Raw genomic sequence first — 23340 nt, forward strand, 5'->3', positions numbered from 1 at the left:
AATAACATAACAAAAAGATTAGGAAATCACTCCTAATCTTTTTGTTTATTACTATTCCATTGCCCCAGCAACATCATAATCATTTAAATCTAATTCAATCGGTTGCCCTAACGCAAGTTTCGCAAGTTCTGATCCTAAGTATGGACCTGCTGTTAATCCTGAAGCACCTAGTCCGTTTGCAATGAGTATGCCTTCAAAATTAGGGAGTGGGCCAATAACAGGTAAGAATCCTGGCGTAAACGGCCTGAATCCAACTCTAGTTTCAAGCATTGTACCATCCTCTAAACCAGGCGCTACTGTTAACGCTTTATGGAATACTTCATGTAAACCACCAGCTGTTACACGGTGATCGAAACCAGTATCATTCTCATGCGTTGCACCAATTACGACATGGCCATTGTCAAATGTTAAAATATATTGATCGTTCGGCGGCATAACAACTGGCATATTTTCTGTTGCTGTATTTTCCATTTGCAAATGAACAATTTGTCCTTTTTGGAACGTAACTAAGAAATTAATTCCTAATGGATTCAAGATTTCGTTCGCCCATGCGCCTGCAGTTACTATTACCTTTTCTGCTACAATTTTTTCGTCATTTACTTTAACTCCCGTAATATGATTCCCTTCACGGACTAATACTGCATCACCTTTTATGAAAGTTGCACCATGTTTTTTCGCAGCGCTTATTAATGCGTTGCGTAATAATCTTCCATTTACTCGTGCAGCGCCACTAATATGAACAGAACTATATTCTTCCGATAATGCTGGGAATAACTTTTTCGTTTCTTCAGCTGATAAGCGAGTGATTTCACCAATCTCCGGTGCATCTTCACGGCGTTTATACGCTCGCTCTTCCATTTGATCTAGTTTTTTCTCATCAGTATGTAAACTAATTGCACCTACACGGTTGTAACCTGTATCCGTTTCACCGTCTTCTTCTAATTGCTGAATTAACGAAGAATAGTAACGTGCACCGCCTTTAACGATTTTATACCATGCTTTATTACGACGTTGCGACAGCCACGGACAGACAATACCTGCTGCTGCATCAGTTGCTTGACCTAAATCTTGACGATCTACAATAGTAACCTTCACACCAGCCTTAGCAAGATGATAGGCAGTAGATGCCCCTAAAATTCCAGATCCAACTACAATATACGATTTCATTTCAAACACCTTTTCTCTTTTGCTAATTATTTAAATATAAGAACATACTTTAGTATACTGAAAGGAATCCTTTTTTCAATGTGCTCAACGTAATTAATTGTTGCATCATTGTGACGTTCCTAATCATTATTTTTTCTTCTTACGGAATAATTCAATTGTTTTATAGCCTTGTGAAAGGATTTCAATCATTTTCTCAAGACGTTTATCGCGTGTTTTTTCTTGTTTCACAGAAAATAAATTACGTGCCCAATCTTTTTGATAACCAGGAGTTAAACTTTGATAAAACTTAAGTTCAGCTGAATGATTAGCCAATAATGCTTCAACATCTTGAATACGGTCTGCATAATCAGCAACACATTGACTCGCTGCAGGTGTTTTCTTCGCTTTTTTCTTTTCACGTTTTAAACCTACAACTGTAAAGACGTCATCCATACTTACCATTCGCGCAAATTTAATTTCGCTTTCCCCCACATATCCATCATCTCCAACGTTTAATGCCGGAAACATCTCATCACGGTGAATAAACGTACTGTAACGAGCATTACCTTTTTTCGGATATGCGAAAAATACGTAACCTTTTTCAATTAGTAATTCTTCATTACTAATAATAAAATTCGTTTGTTTCACCATTTCATCAAGTGTTTCAACAAAAATAAAAATAGCATCATGTTCTTTTGAAAATGAGGTTTCTTTACCTGTGAAAATGTCATAATCACTTGGTTCGTTAATTACGACCATATTTGTATACTTATTTAGTTTCAATTTATCAATAACTGACATTATAATCTTCCTTTGCATCCAATATTCATTTTATATACTTCTTTATACTGTTCTAGTGTATTATATCTATTAAGAAAATTAAACTTGAAATCGTATCATTCTGTTTCAATAGACCATAATTTTTTACTATAAGGAGTGGTTTTATGCCGTATGTAATCCGAGATGAAGGGCTAGTTTTGCAAGGAGATCATGGAAAAGAGCCAGTCTTTCATACATATGAAGAAGCTGAGGAAACGTTAAAAACGTTAACTATACCGCAGTTTCCGAAACATATTAGACGAAAACCATTTAAACCAAAAATAATAAAAATAGCCGATTCTGAATAAGAACCGGCTATTTTTATATTCACAACTCAATAGCAAATAAAGTATATAAAAGCTCTTTATATTGATTTTCTGTAATTTCACGCTTCGTTTTTTCTCCATAAATAATTTCAGTTAAACTAGTATTCGTTAATGAGACATGGCCAAAGTTCGTCAATTTTACTGCAATGGGTCCTTTATTGAAAATAGATTTCTCATCTTCTATCACTCTTCTTTGAACATCGTTTACTACTGTCTCATCAATAATATGTTTATAAAAAGCATGACAAACTTTCCATTCTCCATCAACATCTATTCTTTCTAGAACATAGTTTCCTTTACTCGTATCTTTTTGTCTTACTCGATACGAACCGTTTTTAGAAGAAACAAGTTCGCCAGTAAACGGTACTGGCACAAGAGGTACTAATGAAGCAATACCTACATCAATTAAGTACCTTACGTTTTCGTAATTTAAAATAATTGTTATATGCCCATCTTCAAGTGCCCAAGCGTTTATATCATTTTTATATACGGTACCTAGTGCGAGTTGTACATCATAATCACTATCTTTTAAAAAATAGTAAAAAAGAGTATTTAATTCATAACAAAGCCCACCTCGAGAACTAGTTAAAATTTTCTCTTGTAAGTTTTTCATAGAAATTGTATTCGCATTACTTGCTATTACATTTAAATTCTCAAACGGGATTGTGTGGGCAAATGCAAAGAGTATTGTACTTAATTCTTCAAATTTTATTTCAGTACGTTTTTCAAGGTTTAATCTTGTGAAAAGTTGATCTTGTAACTTTGTCATATTCAGCACCCCTTAATAAGTTATAAATTAAAATAATATATGCTGATTGTAAATTGGAAGGGATATAGTAACAATGTACATTTGCAGTTACTGTACCGGTACAAAATTTAAATTTGAAAAACATATTTATATAAAAATACAAATAAGAGGCACCTTCACAGATGCCTCTTTCGAATTACATTTATATCTTTATATCTTTATTTCAATGAGCTTAATTTTTCAATTGCTTGTTGCTCAGTTGCTAATAAAAAAATATCCTTACCTTTATTACATTCATAAATAAAATCCTTTAAGCTTTTACTCGTATACATAGAGAAATCTCCAATAATAGCAATCTTTACTCTGTAGTTTATAAACTTTTGAAGAATATCACCCGCAAGCCGTGTTTTTAAGTCAAAGAAGCTTTCACTTATTAATGATTTATTGATAGCAATCCGCTTTGAATCCACTTCATATTGAACTGTTGCCATGAGATCTAATGCAGATTGAACGTCGGATATTAATACTGTATCGTTTCTGACGACGGCAATATTTATTCCGCCAATTACTACTTTCTTTATTTCCATAGTCTCACCCCTCTATAATTTATAAAGTATATATTAAACACGCTGTGTAGCTCTTCATTAACACACATAAATGATTTGCCCCTGGCCCAATATCCTTTATATCCTCGTAAATAAATATTGTTTTAAAACTTCTCATACGGTCAATGAAATTAAGGGTAATCTATCTTTTTACTATTTTTGAAAATTTATCTCTCCACAATAACTTAATAAATTATCAAAAGAAGTAATCTCGGCATATGGTTTAGTGTCGGTATTATTCTTAATCACATTAGGATTGAACCATATGCCCTTTATATTTGCATTTTGACAACCGGCAATATCCTTTTCTAAGTCATCTCCAACAAATAGTACATCTTCTGATTGTACATTTAGCTTATTTAATGCTAGTTCGAATATACGTTTATCAGGTTTACTAAATCCCACTTCTTCAGAAATAATAATCGTATCAAAATACTCATTTAAACTCGTATTCATTATTTTAGCTTTTTGCCTCTGAGTTGAGCCATTTGTAATAATTCCAACTTTAAAGTGCCTCTTTATATGATTTAAGAAAAGAATAGTATTTTGGTCAATTGAAAAACATTTAGGAAAGTTTTCATTCCAAAAATCTTGGATATAATTGCGTGGCAATCTATATTTCGGCGCGAATTCATCAAATAATGATTCTAAAACTATTGTTTTATCACTAATGCCATATTCTCTTTTATCATATTCTTTGAATTTCTGTAACATATTGTTTTTGACTGTATCACTAACATCCTCATAACACTTTTCTAAAACTAATAAAAATAAGTTATCTACTGCCTTATCCCTATCGAGTAACGTATCATCTAAATCAAACAGCATAGCTTTATAACTCCTCAAATAATTTCACAACCTTTCTCACATGATTTAAATAATCCCTTATTCGCACCTTAGGCCTTTACTAAATTAGCAAAAAAACTACAAAGTTTGTGGCGTACGCTCTAGAATTTCGCTGGCTTCTTTTATATTTAAATTCATCTCCCTTTCCCCTTCTAGTAAAGTATCGAAAGTATATTTTCAAACAGTTAAAAAAACTACATACATTTTACATTATTATACATTAGTTTTTTGTAAATATTAATCGTTCAGCTTTTTATATGATAAGTTTTTTCAAGCACACAAATATTTCTCCATAAAAAAGGAGTATGGGTAATAATCCTTTTTTACGGAGAATACACAATCTTGAAAATGGAGTTAATACGTTAAATGTCCTATGAAGTTTCCTACTGTATCTCCACATAAACTACAGATAGTACGGCTATAATGACTACCAGAGGTGATATTATGAAAAACTATCATATCCTCGTGGTTGAGGACGATCAAGAAATTCAGGAATTAATTAAACAATTTTTAATGACACAACAGTATACAGTGGTAGTCGCATCAGATGGATTAGAGGGTATGACACAATTTAATAAGCAATCCTTTGATTTAATTCTTCTAGATGTAATGATGCCCAATCTTAATGGATTTGAAGTATCCAAGATGATTCGAAGTCAGTCAAACGTACCAATTATTATGCTAACTGCATTGGAAGAAGAGGAAGATCAAATGAAAGGGTTCGATCTTGGAATCGATGATTATATAACAAAACCCTTTTCGTTTCATGTTTTGATTAGACGAGTCGAAGCTGTACTTAGAAGAAGTTATGATAAAAATGTAAATAATCATTTGGTATTTAAAGAAGTGCGTATCGATGTCGATGCATATAGAGTATATGTAAATGACGTTGAAATTTTATTAACGACAAAAGAGTTTGAAATTCTACAACTACTATTTCAAAATGAGAGAAAAGTACTCACAAGAGAAAATATCGTAGAAAAAGTTTGGGGGTACGATTATTTTGGAGAAACACGAATAATTGATACACACATTAAAAACCTACGTAAAAAGTTAGCTATCCCTTATATTAAAACAATAAAGGGTATTGGTTATAAAATTGATGAATAGTATTGTGAAAATCATGAAGATGAAGCAAATTACTTATAAACTCTTTATGACTACCTCTCTCATTTTGTTATCCTTTGCAGTATTGATTTATTTAACTTTATACTTCTTTCTCCCTACRTTTTATGAGCAATAAAAAACAGATCAACTTCAAACAGGGATAAAAGAAATCATTGATAAATCTAAAGATCTTACGTTTCAAGATGCGATACCACTTTTTGATGAATATGCAAAAAAAAATAATGCGATGCTTTATCTTCAAAATAATGAGKGAATAATTAAATACTCTCCTTCATTTTCTTTTACTCAAAATGGTTCGCAAACAACAGTAGTTACTAGAGCCACACGGTTCGAGAATGCAGGTACCCTTAGCAATTCATATAACGTTACGCAACCAATTCAATTCCAAGATGTTAGTTTAACGCTTATAGTCTTTGCTACATTTCAACCAATTGATGAAGCTTCACAGGTTTTAGTACGCTTTCTCCCCTATATTAGTATCATTGTACTCATAATCGGTGTAGGGAGTGCTTATTTCTATTCCAGGTTTATTACAAAACCACTTATTTATATTAATGAGGGTGCACAAAAGATGGCAAATTTAGATTTCTCCGAAAAAATTGAGGTTCGCTCTACAGATGAGTTAGGAGAACTATCTAATAGTTTGAATGACATGTCTATTAACTTACAACAAGCTATGTTTGATTTAAAAAAAGCAAATCAACAATTAAAAAATGATATTGAAAAAGAACGAGAAATAGAAACAAAACGCAGAGAGTTTTTTGCGATTGTAGCACATGAATTAAAGACCCCTCTTACTGTAATGAAAGGATACTTAGAAGGGATGATATACAATATTGGCCCTTATCAAAATCGTGATCAATATTTAAAGAAAAATCATCAAATTATTGAAAGTATGGAACAATTAGTTCGTGAAATTTTAAGCATGTCGAAATTAGAACAACACACCTTTAAACTAAAAGTAGAAGAAGTTAATCTTTCGAAGTTAATAGATACAATCACAAAAGATCTCGAATTTTTTGCTTCTCAAAAAAGCATCCAAATAATAAAAGAAATTGATTCTGATCTTTCTGTTTATACAGATCGTGTTCTTTTTGAAAAAGCATGTAAAAATATTATCCATAATGCGGTTATGTATTCACCACATAATGAAAAAGTCTATATAAAGTTAAGTGAGGATTCTAAACAAGGTCAAATCAAAATGCAAATTATGAATACAGGTGTCAATATTAAAGAAGAGGATATACAACAAATTTTCAAACCATTTTATCGAATTGAAAAATCAAGGAATCGAAATACTGGAGGAAGTGGTTTGGGGCTATATATTGTTAAACAAATTCTTGAAACGCTAGATATAAAATATTCTATAAAAAATATGGAACATAGTGTACAATTTTGCATGAACATTCCATTATCTAAACAAAAAACAAACAAACTCCCCTCTTAGTAGGACGAGTTTGTTTGTTTTTTGTAGTTTTAGTATTGATATTTTTCGAGTTACTTTTTAAGCAATATTGGGATTAGCTTTTTTACCAATCCACATACCTAAGCCCACCATGCCAAGCCAACAGCAAATTGCTAACATAAACATCAATCGTTGTACGGATAACCCTTCAATCTGCATTTGACCCTTCCCAACAATTGTTTGGAAAAGTTGCGACCATTCGACATCGTAAAACACCCCTACTCCCACAATCACAATCAATATAAAAAATTGTAAAAATATATTCCCCATATTTCTCCATGTTGTGTAAATGAGTAAAGAAAGCTCTCTATGTGTAGCATTCACCATATATACTTTCATATTATTTTGAGAAGAAATACTATTAATGGCATAGCTTCCAAATGTAACGCTAAGGACTATAAATATTGGAGAATAAAACCCGAATATCATGATTAAAGTACTTACTAAAAACAAATGGATTGGATTAACTTTCTTAGCAGCTTTGATATCTAAAAATATGGACATCAAAATCCCTAATAGGTATGGTCCAACTACAATGAAAATACAGGTTAACATGTTATAGAAAGTAAAACTATAAAAAATACCCATCAAAAATAAATATCCATTTCCTAATCCAAGTAAAAATGATTCTGCCTTTAAGCGAATTGGTAAAGAAGATGAAAGTTTATGAAAGAACTTTCCTTTCAATAAACTCAAAAACATGAAACAAATAAGCGCTATAGAAAGTAGAAAAAAATAAAAAATATATTGTTCATTATTTATGTTACGACTTGTTCGAATCAAAAGAATAAGCATTGAGACAAAAAGAAACTTTCCTACAACCGATACGATGGAGATAGGTAAAAGCCCTTTGGCTAACTCTGTTCTCGGCATTTTTTTTATAGCAAAAAGGATACTGATTAAACAAATCCCATATATGCATGTTATCAGCGGCGGCGATAAAAAACTAATCGCTAACAATACGATTATTAGTAAAAGAAAAACGATACCAATAATAATCGCTTGTTGATTTTTATTATAAACCTTTCCCCCGCCTTCCACATGTAGAAACAATAAAGTACTCGTCATGGTAGAAATTGTACTAACTGCAAAACCAGAAAATAACGCACTTATTTCTAGCCACCTTGAACTCCATCCAAAGAAAGTAACACTAAGTAATGATACTATCAGAATAGAAACAGTCCAATATAAGGAGCGGTGAATCCCAGCTTTATTCACAATAGGTATCCAGATAAACACACCCGTCATATAAGTTGTATAAAACAAGATTGATGGCCAGTATCCCTCAAAGCCTTTCGAAATCTGTAATCCATAAACAATGTAAATAAGCATGGGTGTAAAGATAGTCGTTATTAGTAGACTAAATGTAGTTATACTTTGCACCACAAGTCTTTTTTGCTTTGTCGTATGTATCGTATAACACCTCACTTAAAATGAAATCTGTAGTTGTTATTACTTATTCTGTCCGGAACGAGGTTGTTATATATGCGCAATCCAATTGAAATTCCCATTACGAGGTAAACTCAATCTAAATCCACATTAAATTAAGTGGCGTGCAAAAAAGGTGGATTTTGTGATTCTTATAAATAAAATTAATGGATATATTCAAAACCTTAATCATAAATGGAACAAATGTGTTACTTAGATTGTCTATTACGTATAAAAAAGGTGCTTTTGGTAGTTCTCTCATTTTGTAATGCAAGAAACACAAGATGAGTGCTATCTGGTACATTTATTAATTGTATCGGTATGTAAAATACCTATACAAAATCCATAAATTCTTGAAAGAGGTTGAAAATGTATGATAGTTTCAAAGAAGTTTTTTCACATTTCGCATTATAAAAAGATGTTACCTGTAGTATTACTTTCATGTGTAACGCTTATAGGCTGTTCCAATAGTAATATTCAATCCGCACCACCGAAACAAACCAAACAAGAAAATACAAGTAATCATTCTTTTGTGAAGCTGGAAAAAGAATATGATGCTAAACTTGGTATTTATGCATTGGACACAGGTACGAATCAAACTGTTACTTATCGTTCAGATGAACGGTTTGCATACGCATCTACCCACAAAGCCCTTGCTGTTGGAGCACTGTTACAAAAGAAATCAATAGAAGATTTAGATCAAAAAATTAAGTATACTAGCAAAGATCTTGTGAATTACAATCCAATTACTGAAAAATATGTAGATACAGGTATGACTCTGAAAGAGCTTGCGGATGCTTCCATTCGATATAGCGATAATACTGCACAAAATCTTATTCTTAAACAATTAGGTGGGCCAAGTGAATTCAAAAAATTACTGAGAGAAATAGGAGATACTGTCACAAATCCTGAACGTTTTGAACCAGAATTAAACGAAGTGCAGCCAGGAGACACTCGTGATACTAGTACCCCAAAGGCATTAGCTACTAGTCTTCAAGCATACGCGCTAGGCGATATACTTTCCATTGAGAAACGGAACTTTTTAATAGATTTGATGAAAAGAAATACTACGGGGGACAACTTAATTCGTGCTGGAGTTCCAGGAGAATGGGAAGTAGCCGATAAGACCGGCTCTGGGTCTTATGGAACAAGGAATGATATTGCAATCATTTGGCCACCAAATAAAAATCCAATTATTCTTGCGATACTTTCTAATCATGCGAAAGAAGATGCGAAATACGATGATAAACTTATTGCAAATGCAACTAAAATAGTGTTAGACGCTTTAAAAGTAACAAATAAATCATAGTAATGAATTTAAGCTGCTCCTACTTTACGGCACATATAGTTTTAAATACTTGTACTTATCTAAACGCTAAGAAATGTAAGCATGTTTTCAGGCAAAGAAGGAGGCAAAAGCCTCCCTCTTCTCCTAATCGAACTCTCCTCCCATTCCTAAAGAAGACGACGCCACATCGTAGTGGTCTTTCAAGTTCGAATCTCCTATTTAGAGTTAATATTTTACGTTTCCTTTCATCTTCAACCATTCTAATGCTCAATCATATTACGCATATTTTTAGATTTTCCATTTGTAGCTATATTAATCGAGACATTTAAATCTAATTCTTTATTTTGAAGGGATATCCCCCCCTCTTTTTTATACTGTTTCCACAATTTAGAATTCTGCCGATATAAGGAATGTGATAACTGATACGTGTCAATCCCTCTTTCGATTCCTTTTCGGTACGTTTTTTTAATTTCTTTTTCAACTTGGTCCTCTGCAATTTTTTTAATATCATTTACAGGCATAGAATTTATTAATTGAAAAATATCAGCATCGAAATGGATGTTCATAAGTATACGTAATTTTCCATTTTTAATAACATGCTTTGTATCTATCTTTGGATTTTTTAATACTATATGTCCAATGATTTTCTTGTTAAATTTTAATAGTAATGGAGCTCGTTTGGTATTTTCATCCGTCCATCGAACCCCAGCAATATCATGGCTGTTTAAATGATTTATATAGGATTTATCGTTTATAAAACCATAACCACTAAATTTTAACATTGGAAATGATGTATGTCCTTTTTTCCAATATGTTTTAGTCGTAGCTAAGAATGGAATGCGAGTTGTCATCCCAGGTTCATAATAATTTCTTTGGAATTTATATAAAGGTAAAGGATCTATTATTGTATATTGCTTGGTTATCTCTTTTGGTAAATTAATGATTGTATATAATTGAGAAATATTTAATATATTATTGTTCGCTAATATATTTTCTAAAGGCTCCTTAGTTCCAAATATCCACATAGTATCTCGAAATTGAAAAAAACGAGAAAAAAAATCATTAAATTGATTTAAGTCACCATGTTTTAGAAATCTCTCTGTTACAACAATTGTTTTGAGATGCTCCCATGAGATTTCTTGTTGAGCACCCTTATAAAAATCAAATGCTGCCTCATCTAAAATGGGGCCTTTTCCCTTTCCGATATAGGCCTGGCTATAATTACGGGTAGTGCTCCCTTCTTGTTTAGCTATGTTAGAAAAATTAATAAATTGCGGACGGATGATATAGTTATTATCTTTAAAATCGATACCTAGACTATTTATATACAAAACGTGATGCAACTCTCTTTGATCCCAACACCCTGTTAGAAACGTACACATCATAAAAAGAAATATAACTATTCTTTTATTTTTCTTCATCGGTACTCTCTCTTTTCCTTGTATTATCTTGCGTATGCAATTCTTCAGGTCTTTTTTTCATATACGTGAAAGGAAGTCTAAATGTGGCTGCTAGCATACTTTTAAACACAGGGGGTGAATATGGTGTAAAGAATGGAACTCCAAAAGAGCGTAAATTTACTACATGTATCACCATCACAAGGACACAAAAGATAAATCCTACTATGCCTAATAAAGAAGATACTAAGAATACTACATACCGCAATATACTTATTATTCCTGTTACTGACTGATTAGTTAAAGCAAATGTCGAAACAACCGAGATTGCTATTATAATGACCATAGATGCTGAAACAATGCCTGCACTAATAGCAGCTTGTCCAATAATTAATCCCCCTACAACAGATAATGTTTGACCGAATACGGCAGGAACACGCAATCCTGCTTGTCTCAAAATTTCAAATAAGGTCATCATAATTAGCCCCTCTAAAGGAGCTGGAAAAGGAATCCCTTCTCTTGATAAGCTTAATGTAGCTAGCAACGTATAGGGAATCTGATCTGGATGATATGTAATTAGTGCTATCCAAATTCCTGGAAGAAATATAGAAATTGCTATCCCCAAAAGACTTACAAGTCGTACAAAGCTACCGAATATGTAGAAAAGATCTTGATCTTCAGATGTATTCACAAAAAAAGGAAATGTAACTGGTGCAATTGTCGCTGTTGGTGACCCTTCAACCAGTAAAATAAAACGCCCATATAGCAAACAATTCACAGCATAATCAGGGCGCCCTGTATATTCAACTAAAGGAAATACACTAAATTGATTGTTTGTGATTAACTCTTCAATTTGCGCACTTGAAACAACCCCGTCTATTTTAATTTGTCTTAATTTTAATCGAACTTGATTAATGATATCTTGGGATGCGACATCTTTTAAATACAGGAGTGCTACTTTAGTTTGTGTTCTTTCTCCAATAATAAATTCTTCATAACTAAGAGAACTCGTTTTTAGTCTTTTTCTAATTAATCCTATATTTGTGTTTAACTCTTCAACAAATCCATCACGTCCACCACGAATGGTCATCTCTGTATTTGTTTGTTCAACCGATCTGGTAGGTATTTGGGCAATATCAACTATATATCCATGTTTAGATTCTTCAAAAATAATAAGGAGGTTACCTTCAAATATAATCTGAGAGATAGTTTCATTCGAATTTACCATATCTAATTTCTTTACTGATAACTGGGGAATTAATGTTGAGAGGTTAAACTCTTCTATTGAATTACTTGAAAGCTCTTTGCAAACATGGGATGATGTGGCTTGTTTTAATTTTGTATTGTCAATTAAGTTTTGACAATACATAAACAATACTGAATTCCTTTTTTCTTTCTCATCCAATTCACGCTTTATTACTTTTACATCGTTGCATCCTTCAAACCACTCTAGTATTATCTTCTCATTTATTTCTACTCGTTTGTTCATCTACGTTGTCTCCTTCAAACTCAGCAACCTTATATAAAATACATCCCCATACTCTTTTAAGAGCTTTTCTTAAATTTAGCAACCCATACAAACACTATTAGTAAGATAGAAAACAAAAATAGCCCTAAAGCTGAAACTGGTAAAATAATTTGAGATACAAACCAATAGAAACTAGAGTCACTGATGGGTAGTATACTTATTAATAAAATACATGAAAGTATTGCAAACATAATCCCATTTCTCGTTTTTCGATTTGTAATTGATAACAAATCTGGTATAAGAAAAACAACAAGTGATAGACGAATAAAGATCCCTACAAGCCACTGATACACGGAGAGAAAGTCTAAATTTTCAATATACCTTCCTATTGACACAAGTCTCCATTCTTCAAATGCTGGATATCGTTGGTTTGCTGCTACGAAAGGTCCAAATTCTATAATAGCTGCCATAACTGGGCCTATTGTGATACCGATAATAACCATTCCCAAAGCAATCAGTTGATATAATTTGACTTTTGAACAAATGTGATGCTGTAAGAAAAGAATAAAAATTAACTCTAAAAATCCCGCTGCAGGATAAACCATTCCCTTAAATACTGGCTTCATTCCATTTTCCATCATTGGCTGAAGTAAAGAATAATCTTTATGCGGAACATTTGCAAACATTACAAAAAAACCAAGTAGAAATACAATAGGTAACAAAACACCTGTTGTAAGTGCAATAGATTGAATTCCTCTTGTAGCATTATAGAGACAAATCATTGAAAAAAGTATTCCTAATACAAAGTGAGGTGTTTCTGGTAAATAAAAAGAGAAAAAAGTTAATGTTTCTTTTAGTGCAACGACACCAATTGTTATTAAATAAATCACAACTATGAATATGATTGGATATACACTGAGTTTCCCAAAATTATTTTTTAACCACGAAAACAAGTGTTCATTTTTTATGTTTCTATATATGATGAATATTAATGAAATCCAAATCAAGTATATAATGCTTACTAATATGATAGAGATCCACGAATCTCTACCCGAGGTATCTAATAACATAGGAATCATAATGACATGATTAATTATCCCAATACTACCAATGAGTATCATAGAAACTTGAAATAAAGTAATTGTTTGCTTAGTCATACATACCACCATATTTTGTAATGAATAAATATTACATAGTATAACTGATACATTGCATCTTTATTCCAAATGGTTAGTGCTTAGAGCCATGGACAATTAAACGCTCTTATTTATAAAATCTATCACATGAGATGTAAGCTAGTTCCTTTTTACAGATAAATAATTAAACGGGACAGTATTTAGATCATACACCTAAATACTGTCCCGTTTTTTATATGCAATTCTTCAATGATATAGTAAACCGATCATAACAAAAAGAACCTGTAGAATATACTACAAGTTCTTTTTCAAAAATTGTTAAAAAGGGAATAACAAACTATCTTAACATTCAATACAGGGAGACCATTTTGATTATGGCTTGGTTATATTGTATATCAAATATAAATATTTGAAGAAACTGATTTCGAAAATTATGTGAATTAAAAAACTAGGGTGTTTATATTAAATTTCGTTTACTACCAACTTCTTCTTACTTAAATAGACTGCACGGTCTGATTTTTTAGCAACTTCCTGTGAGTGCGTCACAACAATAATACATTTATTTTCTTTATGTGCAAGTTCTTGAAACAGTTCTATTATATCCATTGCCGTTTCTTCGTCGAGGTTTCCTGTCGGCTCATCCGCAATCAGTAAATCAACATTACAAGATAACGCTCGAGCGATTGCAACACGCTGCTGTTGCCCGCCACTTAGTTGCAGAACATTTCGTTTCGCTTCTACTTCTGTAAGTCCTACTTTCTCTAATAATTCTAACGCCCTTGCCGTTTTATTTTGCACTTTAACACCTGTAATTTCCATTGCTGTTAAGACATTTTGAAGAGCAGTCATATAGGTAATCAAATTATAAGATTGGAAAATTACCGATACATTTTGATTACGGTACCGATCCAAACCAATTTTCCGAATATCCTTTCCATTAAATAGTACATAACCATTTTTAGGTATATCTAGCCCACAACCTAAGCTAAGCGTAGTGGTTTTACCAGATCCGGATGGTCCTAGAATCGTGTAGAAATGTCCTTTTTGAAAAGAAAAGTTAACATTTTCTAGTATCGCTACTTTTTTTCCGTTACTTTCATAATAATAATCTAAGTTTTTAAATTGTAAAATCGTCTCCATATCGAGCCTCCTTATTCATCTTTTAAAAGAATTTGTTTTGGATTCAGGCGTAGAATAGATAATGCTGGAAGAAGCGTTGCTAATATAGCAATAGCTAGTCCAATCCCCCCCATTTTCCCTACATCTTCTCCAGTTACACTTACATTAATTTTATCAATTGGATCCTCTTTTTGATTTTGTACAGTTCCACCAGGTCCAGCTACCATTACAGTTCCATTTTGTGGTGTGTTTGTTTCTTCTCCTGCTGTAGCAATTTCACTCGAAAGTAAATTATTCCCTATGAATTGAGAAATTTTTGCTCCTGTTGTTATGGATAATCCAAATGCTAAAATAGCGATACATACTACTTCTACTACGAACTGCGCCATCAGTTTCCACTTTTTCTCTCCAATGGACAATAGAATCCCCATTTCCTTACGACGTGCTTTAATCGATAACATAATGATTAACCCTAAAATAATCGCACCTGCAATTGATACAATATAAATAATCATTTGAGAAGTAGATGAGATATTTTCGATAGGCCCAATCATTTGTTTGTACAACGAATCATGTGCATCTAATTTATAATAATTAAAATCAATATCAGATTTTTTTGCTTCTTCTTTAAATGCTTCAATGTTTTGTGGATCTTTCAAGAAATACACGACTTGAATGCTACTTATACCTTGATCTATTTCTAATTTTTTCATAGTTGAATGCGGCATATAAAGTTTATTAGCTGGATCCATTATAGGAGGGGCCTGTTGACCCATTGCTTGCTCATCCGTTTCGTAAATGCCGATAATTTCAACCTCGAGGGTTTCCTTCTTATCCCCTGATTGCACTTTAACTTTGTCTCCTACTTTCAAATTGTTTAATTCCGCTAATCGTTTTTCCATTAAAGCTACATTCTGATCTTTCATCTGTTCTGTAATTGGTTTCCCATCAATGATTTTACTTTTTCCATTCTTAAAGCTTTCTTGTAATGCAGTTTTGCGAACTCCCTCAATCATAAAAGAAGAATTCATATCTATTTCTGTACCGGAGCCTGAACCGCCTCGTACAGCCGCCATTCCCGCCTTACCTTTTCCTTCTTCTTCTCCTTCTGAAGCTCCTACTAGTTTAAGTCCGTCAGAAATTCCGAGAGTGCTAGTTATGTAATTATAGTCTTTTACATACTTTGACTTCGCTAATTGATCTGCTTCTTTTGTATTAAGCTTCGGTGGATTAGGCATCTCTCCAGTTTCCCTAGCTTGTTGACCTAATTTGTCAAAATCAAGACTTAAAGTAACATCTGCACCGAGTTTTTTTCTTGCTGCATCAGCAGCTTTTTTTGATGCATTTTGGATTGTGAATCCTGCCAACACTAAATTTGTAACAATTAGGAAAACTGCCATCAAAATTAATGATGTTCCTACTCTTTTTTTCATACTGAGAATTGCTCGTTTCATAAAGTTCATTTTTTCTTACCTCCTTGATAACTTGTATTCTATATAGGTTATCTAGAGTCTATATGGAGCTAATCGGTAGTTTATCTAGAGATATAAGGAGTTTATGTGTAGTTATTCATTGACCTGGTCAAGAAAGACCGGAACACATATTCAAAAACGTAATCGTTTTGAATATTGGCAAGGAAGTTATGGCTTTAGATAGCATTGAATGAGAGCATACAAATCCATGCTTATTTCGTAATTTCTATACAACAAATAAAAACCACCCTATTTGGATGGTTATATGTGTGCTTGTTAAATATGAAACTTCATTAAAGAATATGGAGGTTTATTGAAGTTGGTCGGATTCTCTAATAATAATATTGTGTTAAAAAGCCTAACTTATAATTTTATAAGTTAGGCTTTTATGCTATCTATAAGAAAAAGTTATAGAGACTCATAATATTTTATAATTTAACCTTTTGTATTTAAACAAGTAAAATAAAAGCAACAAGTGCATATATTAAGGAGGTTTTTTGATAGTGACAGAAACTATAACATTTAGGATTGCAACGGCAGATGATTTAGATGAAATTGTAAAAATGCTTGCTGATGATGTTTTAGGAAATAAAAGAGAGCGCTATGAAACACCACTCCCTGATAGTTATATAAGAGCATTTCATGCTATTGATTGTGATCCAAATAACGAGTTGATTGTAGCGTGTGATGGGACGGAGATTGTCGGTATTCAACAAATTACATTTACGCCTTACATTGTACGTCAAGGGGGTTGGAGAGCTACAATTGAGGGTGTACGGACAGCCTCATCAAAACGTGGTAAAGGTATAGGAAGTAAACTTATTAAATGGGCTATTCAACGTGCTAAATTACGGGGATGTCATTTAGTACAGTTAACAACAGATAAAGAACGACAAGAAGCTTTACACTTTTATAAGAAATTAGGTTTTAAAGATTCTCATGAAGGATTAAAACTCTTTCTCTAATGAATATAGCTATTTATATACCTAAAAGACGTATATTGTAAGGTTAATTAACTATAGGCTTCGAAAATTATGGTAACTATCACTGTATTAAATATACAAATTGACACATTGTCTTTCATATAAATTACGTCACTTCAAAAGGTGTACCTTTTGATACGAAAATAAGCAAGTTAATGTTCTCTTTTATGAATGAGAATATTAACTTGCTTTTTAGGTTTTTGTAAAAGATATTTATAGTTTTATTTTATTGATAGCTTTATAATATAATATACAAATTCCCCACCTGTTTTATAATTCAAGCATCTACTATTAGGAAAAGATAATATTTTACAATTAATTTACAGCATAAATTTTGTCCATCTTTTAGACGATATGTATTTTGGAGGAGGTTAATTTGATTTTTTCAAAACTCATTGATCGATACGCCTTGTATGATTTGCACAAAAAAAGAAGTGTAAAGTTCCAGTATACTTCTCTTTCTAACACCTCACTATATATAAAGGACATAGAATTTTTTTATAAAGTAAAACCATCTCATATTCATTTTAACATTAAGCATTTAAAACAAGAAAAGGAATACATGGTTGGACAATTCAAATATAAAAGCTCGGTTCAATCTGGTGATTCACGCAACGATTCTGTCACTGGGGAATTATTTTTACATAAAAATGAAGATGCACCTCATGTCATCTTTGTTCACGGTTGGAGAATGGATTCTAACGAACGTGTAAAAAAAATATTCCACGACCATATGACCAACTTGAAGTGGAATATGTATTATTTCACTTTACCATATCATTTTGACAGAAAACCGAACCAATCCCTATACAGTGGAGAGTACATGGTAAGTGCCAATGTTGAACGAACTGTAGAAGCAACTAAACAAGCGGTAGCTGATTTACGAACTTTGATCAAATGGATTAAAGCAAATAAAAATGGTCCCTTGATTTTAATAGGAATCAGTTTAGGTGGAGTTATTACTAACTTAACATCTCTTGTTGAACCAGAAATTGATGTGTTAGCATCCATTTTCTACGCGAATCGACTCTCTTATTCAATTTGGAAGACAAATCCAGGTAAATTTATTAGAGAAGACTTGGAACATCATGGTGTTACGTATGATGATTTAATAGCTTATTGGAAAATCACTGAACCGAGTCAAGCGTTACCAAAAGTAAAAAAAGAAAATATTTTATTAATTTCAGGTAAGCACGATCTATATGTGCACTCTGAGGATACGGACTATTTGTGGGAATCCTGGGAAAGACCTACGCGATATATTTATACATGTGGACATGCCGGGATTGTTCTTAAACGTAAAAAAATTGCAACTGATACTATCAATTTTATTCAGAATCGATTGAACTCCTCACACTTCCCCAAAGACATGCCTTAAATTGTGAGATTACTAAGTAGGGGGTAGTACCAACATTCGTACGCTAAGATTCTTTCAACATAAAGATTATTGATAACTTGTACGTGTCGGTAATGTTGGTGTTATTTTAAATACAAAGAGCATGTTTTAAAAAATGATAATAACATGCTCTAAACTTATCTATTTATTTTAATTTCTTAAAGATGTCTACAGGTAATATTGAAACATCTCATGTATTAAAAAGTGTTTCCTGCAGTGCTTTTATGTATCGATCTGCTGACTTCTGAACAGCAAGGTCCGCATGCTTTGACACGACTCGATGAAAAGCATTATAAATACGGTTGAATGGTAGCCCTTTTACTTTATCCATCATCTCTCTTACTTTACTAGCAGGAAGTAGAATCAGATTTGGATAACTGTGATACCTTTTTTATGATTTCTACCTTTCCAGTGTAAAACAGTTCCTCCTTTAAAATGACCTCCAATACGATTTAAAGTAATGCCATTTGTTAATTCAAAAGACTCGCCCGACCAAATTTTTTTTTTGTTACCTGGACGTACTACCCATTCTTTTTCGTCTTCGTGGATGTAAATAGGTGCATTGAATGTATCGACCCATTCAACTTGTGTAGAATAATAATGAGGATGAGAAAGGGCTATACTCAAAATCCCTTTGATTTGTTTTTGGATGGTAAAACATGTTTCTCTACTCTTTCATATAGAGTAAGCAATTGCTTGATAAAAGAAAATTTCGGTACTAACCAATACGAAAATAACGCTGCAACACATCCTATTAAAGCCCCTATTGCAACATCAAAAGGATAATGAACCCCTACCCAAATACGAGAAATCGCTACACAAAATGCAAGTATAAGCCATAACCATCCAGTCTTTTTACGAACAAGCCAAAATGAAAAACAAATCGAAAAAAAGATAATCGTATGGTCACTAGGAAACGAATTATCTACAGCATGGTCAACAAGTTTATTAATATCAGGCAATACTGCAAACGGTTGATAATTCAAATGAAATTCCCCTGCTATTTTTCCAATCACCTCTGCAATCATAAAAGCAGCCATCGCTTGAATAACCATCATCCTACTTTTTCTGGACCCGGTAAACCAATAAGCTATAATAATTAAACCAAAAATATATACCATATATTTTGCCAAAAATACCATGGCTGAGTTTAGAAATGAATATTGTTTACCTAAATCATTAATTGCTCGAAAAATATCAATATTGAATTGAGAAAAAGACATTTTCCAATCCCTCCTTTAAAGTAAGGTGTTTAACTGATTGCCATATACTTTCATTACATGAATAGTTTTGATTATTGTACTCATCTAAAAATATCAACCTCTTATGACATCACTTTCTTCTTTTTCACTATAATAAAAAAAGAAAAAGGAAAACATCGAACTCTCTTACAAACATTCGTGCTTTCTTACAGTTTTGTCATTTTCTCGTCATTTTGTAAATGGATTCATCGTCTTGCCTTTCGCTATTTTCAAAAACTCTTGTAACTCTCGGTTTATATCGGTCTTTCGGTATGCAACGGCTAGTTCCGCAACAATTTTAGAATCGCATATTTCTTTGTAAACAACTTCTGATTGATATAATTTATTTGCAGACACCTATCCTCTGTTAATTAAATAAGAAAAGTTCATTTACACTACCTATACCTGCAACTATGGATACTTTAATTACAGATTAAAAAGGAGAAGAACCTCGATAAGTTCTTCTCCTTTTGTTTATTGTTTTTATTAAATTGTAATATAATTACAGTATGTGAAATTATATTACTTTAACTTTAAAAGCGAAGTGAAAACAACCTTCACTTCGCTTTTTTCATTTGCAATCCCTATTCAATTTGCTTAATTCAGTATATACTTTCACATTATTTGCTTTTATTTAATCGGTTTTTCTGTTTTTAAAACTAGTGAACTTAATGCAGGAACTTTAATTTTATTGTCATGGACAACGTAAAGTGTTTTACTTCCCGCCTGATTCTCGTTTACTAGCACTTTCCATGGACCTTTCGATGGAAGTGTTATGTCAACGGCTTCCCTATTTGCATTGTGAGCCACCATAAAGTATTCACTTTTATTCCCACTTCCCTTTCCATCTATTGTATAAGCTACAACATTTTTGGGAACATCGATAAAAGCTACATACTTTTTAATTTGCTCTGCAGAAGTCATACGAAAAGCTGGGTATTTTTTGCGTAAATCTATTAAGCCCTTCATATACTCTACTTCATTATTAAATGCTGCACGGCGTAACCAATCCATCTGGTTAATAGAATCAGGAGATTTGTAACTATTATGATCACCATATTTTGTGCGCATAAACTCTTGTCCTGCATGTAAGAATGGAATACCTTGTGATGTTAATAAAATAGAAGAAGATAATTTATGCATTTGTTTTCGCATTTCTTCACTGTCACCTGAATTAGTCAACTCAAGTTTATCCCATAAAGTATGATTGTCATGTGCTTCCACATAAGTTAGCACCTGCTCCGGATCTTGATAAGTAGACGAATTTGTATCATAGTCAATACCGGCTGTAATGCCTTTTTTAATACGGTCTTCCATGTTTTGCTTTCCATTTACAAAACCATTTTCTTTCTCCTCAAATACACTACCTTTCAATCCATCACGAATATTATCGTTAAAATGAGCAATCCCTTTCATTTTCTCCGCATTTTTTTGATTTGCTTTCAATTCAGCTGCAAGAGGTGTATTTAAATCCCAGCCTTCTCCATGCAGAATAATAGAAGGATCAATTTGATTAACAGCTTTACGTATCTCATTCATCGTTTCATAATCATGAATACCCATTAAATCAAAACGGAACCCATCTAAATTGTATTCTTTTGCCCAGTATGTGACGGAATCTACCATAAATTTTCTCATCATCTTTCGTTCTGAAGCGGTATCATTCCCTACTCCAGTTCCATTTGCTAATGTTCCGTCTTCATTGTAACGATAATAGTAACCTGGAACTAACTTATGAAAATTTGATTCAGCGGCATTATACATATGGTTATATACTACGTCCATCACAACACGAAGATTATTATCATGCAATGTTTGAATCATTTGCTTTAATTCAGTTATTCGAACAGTTGGCTCAAAAGGATTTGTAGAATAGGAGCCCTCTGGGACGTTGAAATTTTTCGGGTCATATCCCCAGTTATATTGTGGTTCATTTAAATTCTCTTCATTTACTGAAGCATAATCAAATATCGGTAAAAACTGAACGTGAGTAACACCAAGATCTTTCATATGATCAAGTCCTGTTTTTACACCTTCAGGCCCTTTTGTTCCTTTTTCTGTTACACCTAAATATTTTCCTTTTTGCTTAATACCACTTTCAGGTTGAATGGAAAGATCGCGTACATGCAATTCATAAATAATAGCATCTTCCGGATTTTTAAATTTTGGCTTTTTGTTTGCTTTCCATTTTTTCGGATTTGTTTCTTCTAAATCAACAACTGCACCTTTATCTCCATTTACAGAAGCAGCACGCACATACGGATCAACCGCTTCAGTCCACTTATCCCCAATTTTCACCTTATACGTATAAAAGAGACCTTTTTGGTTCCCTTTAAGTTCTGCTTTCCAAGTTCCCTTTTCACCTTGTTGCATGTTTATTTCAGTACCTATTTTATCGCTCCATTTTTTATATGTAACTAACTTCGTTTCACTCGAAGTAGGAGCCCATAAGCGGAACTTTGTATGTTGCGGAGTATATATATTCCCTAAATCATTACCACCATAATAAAATAAATTATTAAATTCCTCGCTACGAATGACTTTACCGATTTCAGTATTCGCATCAGCTAAGTTTGCTATTTTAACTTTGTATGTTTGTTTTAAATCAATTTTCTGTTCCGTAATTATTTTAACCTTATTAGTAATATCTCCACTATTTTTATCATAAGGACTAATTCCCTTAATTTTAACGCCTTCAATTTCAATTTTCTGTTCCTTAATATTAAACGGAATATTAGTATTTATAGTGATTTCATTAAAACTATCAATAGTAGCTTTTTGAATAGAGAGATCAGAAGAAGGCTTAGAATCATATACTTTTTCATCACCCGAAAGGATCCATACTTCAGCACGACCATCCCTTATATTTTCAACCCAGTGATCACCTCCATCTTTTTCCCATTCATTGGTACGAACTATAAACCCTACACGATTATAGTCACCATCTATTTTTATCTTAGCGTATTTTCCAAATTCATCTTCACCAGTAAATTCATAAGATTTACCGTTTGCATTTTCTCCCCATACCCAAAGATTCCAGTCTTTTGTATTTCCAGATTTCTCTTTGTAATGAATGATAATTTCAGTTGTTTTCGAATTTGAAACTGCCTTCACACTCTGAAAAGAGAAAACAGATGATAACATAACGATTATGGTAAGTAATAAAAACGATTTGTTAATTAATTTTTTTGTAATTTGCACCACATACACCCTTTCTTTAAATAGTACGAGCTATTTATTATGCTCATACTAAATTACACTGCTTAAATTAATGTAGAAATCTCTTTTACTTCACCCCCATATTGACTATTTTCACGTATGTATTTCAA

Annotated in this window: 19 protein-coding genes and 2 pseudogenes; 6 read left to right on the forward strand and 15 right to left on the reverse strand. The window is 32.5% G+C overall.

Translation table 11 applies throughout. From position 1 onward, the window contains the following. Positions 1–51 precede the first annotated feature (51 nt). Positions 52–1167, reverse strand: a complete 1116-nt coding sequence (locus tag AC1DS7_RS00520; protein WP_002165712.1) for an NAD(P)/FAD-dependent oxidoreductase — start codon at positions 1165–1167, stop codon at positions 52–54. A gap of 126 nt (positions 1168–1293) precedes the next feature. After that, a complete protein-coding gene (locus tag AC1DS7_RS00525; RefSeq protein ID WP_088039453.1) occupies positions 1294–1947 on the reverse strand; it encodes a YdeI/OmpD-associated family protein in 654 nt (217 codons plus the stop codon). A gap of 143 nt (positions 1948–2090) precedes the next feature. Between AC1DS7_RS00525 and AC1DS7_RS00530 the strand changes: the two genes are divergently transcribed. Beyond that, positions 2091–2273: a hypothetical protein gene (locus tag AC1DS7_RS00530; RefSeq protein ID WP_476998672.1), complete on the forward strand. Its 183-nt coding sequence runs from the start codon at positions 2091–2093 to the stop codon at positions 2271–2273. A gap of 19 nt (positions 2274–2292) precedes the next feature. On the opposite strand, the gene AC1DS7_RS00535 is transcribed toward AC1DS7_RS00530, so the two are convergent. The 3 genes from AC1DS7_RS00535 to AC1DS7_RS00545 all read right to left on the reverse strand — a co-directional run bounded on the left by AC1DS7_RS00535 (position 2293) and on the right by AC1DS7_RS00545 (position 4472). Next, the gene (locus AC1DS7_RS00535; protein WP_215589063.1) at positions 2293–3060 is read right to left on the reverse strand and encodes an arylamine N-acetyltransferase family protein; all 768 of its coding nucleotides are present in this window, start codon (positions 3058–3060) and stop codon (positions 2293–2295) included. A gap of 197 nt (positions 3061–3257) precedes the next feature. Continuing rightward, entirely contained in the window at positions 3258–3626 is a 369-nt protein-coding gene (locus AC1DS7_RS00540) for a DUF4180 domain-containing protein (protein ID WP_002141909.1), read from the reverse strand. A 171-nt stretch (positions 3627–3797) separates the two neighbouring features. Further along, the gene (locus tag AC1DS7_RS00545) at positions 3798–4472 is read right to left on the reverse strand and encodes an HAD family hydrolase (RefSeq protein ID WP_476998673.1); all 675 of its coding nucleotides are present in this window, start codon (positions 4470–4472) and stop codon (positions 3798–3800) included. Between the two features lie 462 nt (positions 4473–4934). Here AC1DS7_RS00545 and AC1DS7_RS00550 point away from each other — a divergent pair, with 462 nt between their 5' ends. Then, positions 4935–5600, forward strand: a complete 666-nt coding sequence (locus AC1DS7_RS00550; protein ID WP_000800741.1) for a response regulator transcription factor — start codon at positions 4935–4937, stop codon at positions 5598–5600. Beyond that, positions 5593–7065, forward strand: a pseudogene (locus tag AC1DS7_RS00555) (sensor histidine kinase). Before AC1DS7_RS00550 ends, AC1DS7_RS00555 begins: the two are co-directional and overlap by 8 nt. A 57-nt stretch (positions 7066–7122) precedes the next feature. Here the strand turns inward: AC1DS7_RS00555 and AC1DS7_RS00560 are convergent. After that, the gene (locus AC1DS7_RS00560; RefSeq protein WP_002127575.1) at positions 7123–8415 is read right to left on the reverse strand and encodes a hypothetical protein; all 1293 of its coding nucleotides are present in this window, start codon (positions 8413–8415) and stop codon (positions 7123–7125) included. 469 nt (positions 8416–8884) lie between these two features. On the opposite strand from AC1DS7_RS00560, the gene bla reads away from it, so the two are divergent. Next, entirely contained in the window at positions 8885–9820 is a 936-nt protein-coding gene (bla, locus tag AC1DS7_RS00565) for a class A beta-lactamase (protein WP_002141903.1), read from the forward strand. A gap of 239 nt (positions 9821–10059) precedes the next feature. On the opposite strand, the gene gerXC is transcribed toward bla, so the two are convergent. The 5 genes from gerXC to AC1DS7_RS00590 all read right to left on the reverse strand — a co-directional run bounded on the left by gerXC (position 10060) and on the right by AC1DS7_RS00590 (position 16382). Continuing rightward, on the reverse strand, positions 10060–11220 hold the full coding sequence (gene gerXC, locus AC1DS7_RS00570) for a spore germination protein GerXC (protein ID WP_002141901.1): 1161 nt from the start codon (positions 11218–11220) through the stop codon (positions 10060–10062). Beyond that, the gene (gene gerXA, locus AC1DS7_RS00575) at positions 11207–12685 is read right to left on the reverse strand and encodes a spore germination protein GerXA (RefSeq protein WP_063219038.1); all 1479 of its coding nucleotides are present in this window, start codon (positions 12683–12685) and stop codon (positions 11207–11209) included. Before gerXA ends, gerXC begins: the two co-directional genes overlap by 14 nt. A gap of 56 nt (positions 12686–12741) precedes the next feature. Then, the gene (gerXB, locus tag AC1DS7_RS00580; RefSeq protein ID WP_033706854.1) at positions 12742–13821 is read right to left on the reverse strand and encodes a spore germination protein GerXB; all 1080 of its coding nucleotides are present in this window, start codon (positions 13819–13821) and stop codon (positions 12742–12744) included. A gap of 441 nt (positions 13822–14262) precedes the next feature. Beyond that, complete coding sequence (locus AC1DS7_RS00585; RefSeq protein ID WP_000447830.1) at positions 14263–14940, reverse strand: ABC transporter ATP-binding protein; 678 nt, start codon at positions 14938–14940, stop codon at positions 14263–14265. Between the two features lie 11 nt (positions 14941–14951). Beyond that, the gene (locus tag AC1DS7_RS00590; protein WP_476998674.1) at positions 14952–16382 is read right to left on the reverse strand and encodes an ABC transporter permease; all 1431 of its coding nucleotides are present in this window, start codon (positions 16380–16382) and stop codon (positions 14952–14954) included. Between the two features lie 512 nt (positions 16383–16894). Between AC1DS7_RS00590 and AC1DS7_RS00595 the strand changes: the two genes are divergently transcribed. Further along, positions 16895–17356 (forward strand): GNAT family N-acetyltransferase, encoded by a 462-nt coding sequence (locus AC1DS7_RS00595; protein ID WP_002032325.1) that lies wholly within the window; start codon positions 16895–16897, stop codon positions 17354–17356. 394 nt (positions 17357–17750) lie between these two features. Next, complete coding sequence (locus AC1DS7_RS00600; protein WP_002141898.1) at positions 17751–18752, forward strand: alpha/beta hydrolase; 1002 nt, start codon at positions 17751–17753, stop codon at positions 18750–18752. A 208-nt stretch (positions 18753–18960) separates the two neighbouring features. Here the strand turns inward: AC1DS7_RS00600 and AC1DS7_RS00605 are convergent. The 4 genes and pseudogenes from AC1DS7_RS00605 to pulA all read right to left on the reverse strand — a co-directional run. After that, positions 18961–19424 (reverse strand): annotated as a pseudogene (locus AC1DS7_RS00605) (MBL fold metallo-hydrolase); the annotation flags it as partial. Continuing rightward, on the reverse strand, positions 19394–19993 hold the full coding sequence (locus AC1DS7_RS00610; protein WP_476998675.1) for an undecaprenyl-diphosphatase: 600 nt from the start codon (positions 19991–19993) through the stop codon (positions 19394–19396). The gene AC1DS7_RS00610 and the pseudogene AC1DS7_RS00605, both read right to left, overlap by 31 nt. 207 nt (positions 19994–20200) lie before the next feature. Further along, positions 20201–20368, reverse strand: coding sequence for a type 2 periplasmic-binding domain-containing protein (locus AC1DS7_RS00615; protein ID WP_002141895.1), 168 nt, complete (start codon positions 20366–20368; stop codon positions 20201–20203). Between the two features lie 273 nt (positions 20369–20641). Then, positions 20642–23212, reverse strand: coding sequence for a type I pullulanase (gene pulA, locus AC1DS7_RS00620; RefSeq protein WP_476998676.1), 2571 nt, complete (start codon positions 23210–23212; stop codon positions 20642–20644). Positions 23213–23340: the final 128 nt, after the last annotated feature.

The sequence above is a fragment of the Bacillus sp. P4_E1 genome (assembly GCF_056401715.1).